Below are 4,262 nucleotides of genomic sequence, written 5' to 3' on the forward strand. Positions count from 1 at the left end.
TAATACAATAATATTAAATAAAAACTCTACTTTTAAGTGTTCTTAACAAGGGGAAGATTACACCATTGTCGAAGGATACTCGAACAAACCCCGAAGAAATAGGCTATTTTGTCCTTCAAAAAAATAGACGATAAAATAAGAGGTATACCTTGTTGTGAAAAAATAAACTACCTCACTAAAATCGTTTTTAAAAGAGGTTATATATTTTACTTGTATCCAAAATATCAAGATGTGCAACAGTTAAGGTTGTTATCAGCTGGTGTTCGTTCTTTAGTGTTTGTAAAACTATATTGAGCTTTAGTTTTCTATTTATTAAGTAATTGATTTTTTAGCTTATTATTGAGGTTTGTTGTTTGTTAATTGATAGATTGCAGCTTTCAAAACTTGCCAACAAATTCTTGCTGTATGTTCGTCAGGATTAAATCTTGAATTAACTTGTTCGTAAGGATGAATATAATTTCTAAAGTCTCGCAAGGAATGACTGAATTTCTTTACATCTTCTTTTAAAATGCCAATGTCATGTGCTGTGTCAATAAAATTGTTTAGTGTCCATTCGTGATATGGCTTTACTTTCCCGCTTTGATCTTTAGGTGAAGTTTTCGATTGATTAAATTCTTTCGGATATTTTGATGCAATTCCTAAGAGTATTCCTTCAAGTGAACTTCCTGAAAGGAAAATCACAGACATTGGTGCTTTTACATTTAAACATTTCTTTATTTCGTTAAATCTGATATTCAACGTTTCTGTGATGATGTTGTCAAGTCCCAATTTGTCTAAAGAAATATTGCTAAACTCTTTTTGCAAAAAATCATCTTCTTTTACGTCAACCTTTTCTTCAAATATTATTTTGCCAGCTTTGGCAAATGTTATCTCAGTTTCCTTTCTAAGAACCTGCCAACCGTCAAAAGCTAGATATTGATTGAAGTCTGCAATTGACTTGTCCAATTCTCCAAACCTTCCAATAAAATTGACTGGTGCAAAAAGTTTTCGAATACATTTATCTAACTCTGGTGTTCCGTTAATTTTAGATAGTTTTGCGTCTGTATAAATCCATCTTGAAGGAAAACCTTCATCTCTGTTGTAACTATCGTTTTCTCCTAAACTATTAAAGAATTCAACAAGTTTAGGTCCTGAGCGATATTCAGTTTCCTCGTTGATTAAATTTCTTAATTTCTCTAATGTCTTTTGTTGCAGTTGCATAATCTTATTACAATTTTGTTCTTAGTTTTACCATTTCTTCAACGATTTGATTCATTATTATATTTATTAAAATCAAAATCTAAAAGAATTTTGGGATGAACATTTAAAGCTTTAGCTATTCGGATTAAATTACGTATAGTTAAGTTTCCTTTTTCATACTTATTAATATCGCTTGAATCAATTCCGCTTAAGTATTCTAAATAATCTAAAGTTTGATTTTTTTTTCTCTAAGATATGAAATTTGATTTCCTATTTCAATTAAAAACTCATATGTTATATCCATTTCTACAGTATTTCAAAGCAAATTATAATAGTTTATAATTTATAAATCTTCTATTATTACTTCCTTTTTTCCAGAAATATATTTCCATACATTTAATAAGTCATATGAAGTAACTTTGATATTACCATTAGCATCGTACTTACGTTTAATTTCTAAGTTACATATGAATTTTGACCCTTTCTTAAATTTGATTCTTCCAGACTGAACTTCTGATTTAAAAATATTTGATTTCATATTAATTGTAATATCTTCTCCATTAAGCTTTCCTTTCCATTTATAAGGTTTATCCTTATCTAACACAGGAGAAATAATTTCGATCTCAGCTTGTTTATCTATTATAGAATTTAATTCCGGTGTATCTACAATAAAGTTTTTGAATAACTCTTTTTTAACTATTTGTTCTTCATTGTTTGATTCATTATTAATAAAATTATTAAAACCTATTTTTTTAACTTTTTTGATTTTGTTTACTTCCTTGTAAAAGTTTGATCTTGAGGTAATAATTTTTAAATTATCTTGTAAATTATTTGACTTTTCTTCAATCTTTTTTGTGTTTAATAGTAAATCTTCTTTTCTTTTTTCTAATTCTAGTTTTTTATTTTCTACGTCAATATTTTTCTCTTCTAGTTCTAATTTTTTTATTTCAAAATCAATTTGATCACTCTCTTTCTCAATTTTAGTTTTGAAAAAATTATCAAATAATTTTTTTGCAGGATTAGCTAATAAAAAACTTGCACATCCTGTTAAAGTTTCAGATAAATATGGAAATGCTTTAAGAGATTCTTCAATAACAGTGATATAAGTTTCAAATCCTCCTTCTTTTGCAGGTTCTATTTCAATTTTATGTATTATTTTAAAAGTACTTGATATTGTCTTAATAATATCTAATACATTTTTTAAGTTAGAAAGATATACTTCAGCATCAATACTATGTGATCCATCCGAAAAATAATAATGAATTTCTAATTTAGTTTTCTTATTTTCAGTAGTGTTATTAATAATCATAATAATTTATTCAAGTGTTTCTTATAATTCCTATTTTCTTAAAATTAAATTAGTAAAGAGAGAAATAATTTTATTAAAGGTTATTAAATCCTTTAATAATCTATTTAGAGTCCAATAATAATTTTAGTTTTTCGGTGCTCATATTTGTATATTTTTCAGCATATTTTTTTTCAATAAAAATACTTTCATTCCCATATTTTTGTTTAAGCTGTATTATTAATGTATTTCTAGGTTCTTTTCTTAAAAGATTTGTAATACTAGTTGAGCTTTTTTTCTGAGCATCAGAATTCATTAAGGATAGAAGAATTTTTGAAGTAATAGGTTTATTTAAAATACCTTCATTTATTAAACGATCAAGTTCTACTGCAAGAATATTAGATTTATCACGGATAATAGAGCCTTTTTTCTGTCTTTCTTTAATTATTTTAATAGTTAATTCAGGAAGACTACTTTTTGAAGGTAATTTAAATTTTGGATTTGCAAAATCGTAATATGTAAGACCGAATACAGATGCAATATTAATCATCTTGTTAATATTTAAGCCAACTTCACCATTAATGATACTTCTAATATTGGTAGAGTTTGAATCAATTAATTTAGCTAAATCACCTTCTGTAAGATTATAATAGATTAAGAATTTAGAAACTCTTTTTCCATATTCTTTTTGATAAAATTCTTTATTCATATCAAAATAGATTAATTTATTTTGTTTTATCTATTTTTATTTATATATTTGTTTATGAAAACAATAGCGACAGAAAAAAAGTAAATTATAAGTTACTTTAGACGATGTCACTCGTTCGAAATCCGCCAGATTGCCACGAGTTGACCGAGAGTTTGCCTATTGCTGGAATTTTGTAACTTTGCTAAATATTCCAGTAGGGCACTCCTCGTTAACTTTTAGGCAACTCTGACTTGTTCAGAGACGGTTTCTGGCGGAACCACGAGTAAAAGTTGAGGGTGCTCTATCTGGTATTTTACCATATAATTCCTCTACTTTGTAAGTACATCGTTCCATAAAACCCAACACAAAATGAGAACGAAACAATTTCCATTCATCCGTAAAAAACCACCAGACAAAGTCTGTTTGTTTTTTCCATTCTTTTAAAGAACAATACTCCGTATTTATAACATTTTTAAAACACGGATCGTAAAGTAAAGGGCTATCCTTTCTTTACACGCTCTCTATCAGAGCCTCGGTAAGGAGACTTTGAAAGCATTCGTTTTATCTTTTTTATTCGCACACTAAATGTAAAGCGTTTCATGTCATTTTCCAAATTTATTGGGCTCTGCTACCTATTATTTAGATGTGAGATGTGAGATTTTAGTATTGAGAGAATTCAATTATGTACAGATTAGATTTCTTGAAATGACAGAATATTAGAAAATAAAGTGTTAAAAAGTGTTAAATTCCTGTATCGGTGTATATCCAAAATGACACTTTTCTGTATCGGTTGTGTATCCGCGCTGTATCCATTCTGTATCCATTGTATATGCGTTCCGTATGGTTTGTTCGTGGTTCGTGTATCGGAAGGGATTGTTAAGATGTAGTATGTATTAAGTAAAAAGTACAGATTAGATGTGGGAATTGTAGTATGTAAAAAGTATAATGTAGTAAGTATTTGAGGTTAAGAATGAGGTTCTGAACATAATTACGAGAATAAGAAGATAATTAGTAGTTCATTATTTTATTACGTTCATTTTTACTCATGAGTTATTATTGTTTTTTAATGAATTCATATGCCCTACGGGGAAGTCTTGACACAAAAACGAA

The 4,262-nt window shown here is 27.7% G+C and carries 4 protein-coding genes; all 4 read right to left on the minus strand.

Features of this window, described 5'->3' with window-relative positions; all coding sequences use genetic code 11:
• Window positions 1-336: 336 nt before the first annotated feature.
• Window positions 337-1,200 carry a hypothetical protein gene (locus B2X73_RS04170; RefSeq protein ID WP_286496292.1) on the minus strand — a complete coding sequence of 288 codons (864 nt, stop codon included), beginning with the start codon at window positions 1,198-1,200 and terminating at the stop codon, window positions 337-339.
• 38 nt (window positions 1,201-1,238) lie between these two features.
• Window positions 1,239-1,382, minus strand: coding sequence for a helix-turn-helix transcriptional regulator (locus B2X73_RS15310; RefSeq protein ID WP_353655966.1), 144 nt, complete (start codon window positions 1,380-1,382; stop codon window positions 1,239-1,241).
• A gap of 140 nt (window positions 1,383-1,522) precedes the next feature.
• Window positions 1,523-2,488 carry a hypothetical protein gene (locus B2X73_RS04175; protein WP_286496293.1) on the minus strand — a complete coding sequence of 322 codons (966 nt, stop codon included), beginning with the start codon at window positions 2,486-2,488 and terminating at the stop codon, window positions 1,523-1,525.
• 100 nt (window positions 2,489-2,588) lie between these two features.
• The gene (locus tag B2X73_RS04180; protein WP_286496459.1) at window positions 2,589-3,173 is read right to left on the minus strand and encodes a helix-turn-helix domain-containing protein; all 585 of its coding nucleotides are present in this window, start codon (window positions 3,171-3,173) and stop codon (window positions 2,589-2,591) included.
• Window positions 3,174-4,262: the final 1,089 nt, after the last annotated feature.

The organism is Empedobacter sp. UBA7252 (assembly GCF_002472765.1).
In the GTDB taxonomy this organism is placed as follows: Bacteria; Bacteroidota; Bacteroidia; order Flavobacteriales; family Weeksellaceae; genus Empedobacter; species Empedobacter falsenii_B.

Bases quoted from the DNA above. Each gene is read 5' to 3' on its own strand.
- B2X73_RS04170 (WP_286496292.1), bottom strand. From the start codon at position 1,200: ATGCAACTGCAACAAAAGACATTAGAGAAATTAAGAAATTTAATCAAC.
- B2X73_RS04175 (WP_286496293.1), bottom strand. From the start codon at position 2,488: ATGATTATTAATAACACTACTGAAAATAAGAAAACTAAATTAGAAATT.
- B2X73_RS04180 (WP_286496459.1), bottom strand. From the start codon at position 3,173: ATGAATAAAGAATTTTATCAAAAAGAATATGGAAAAAGAGTTTCTAAA.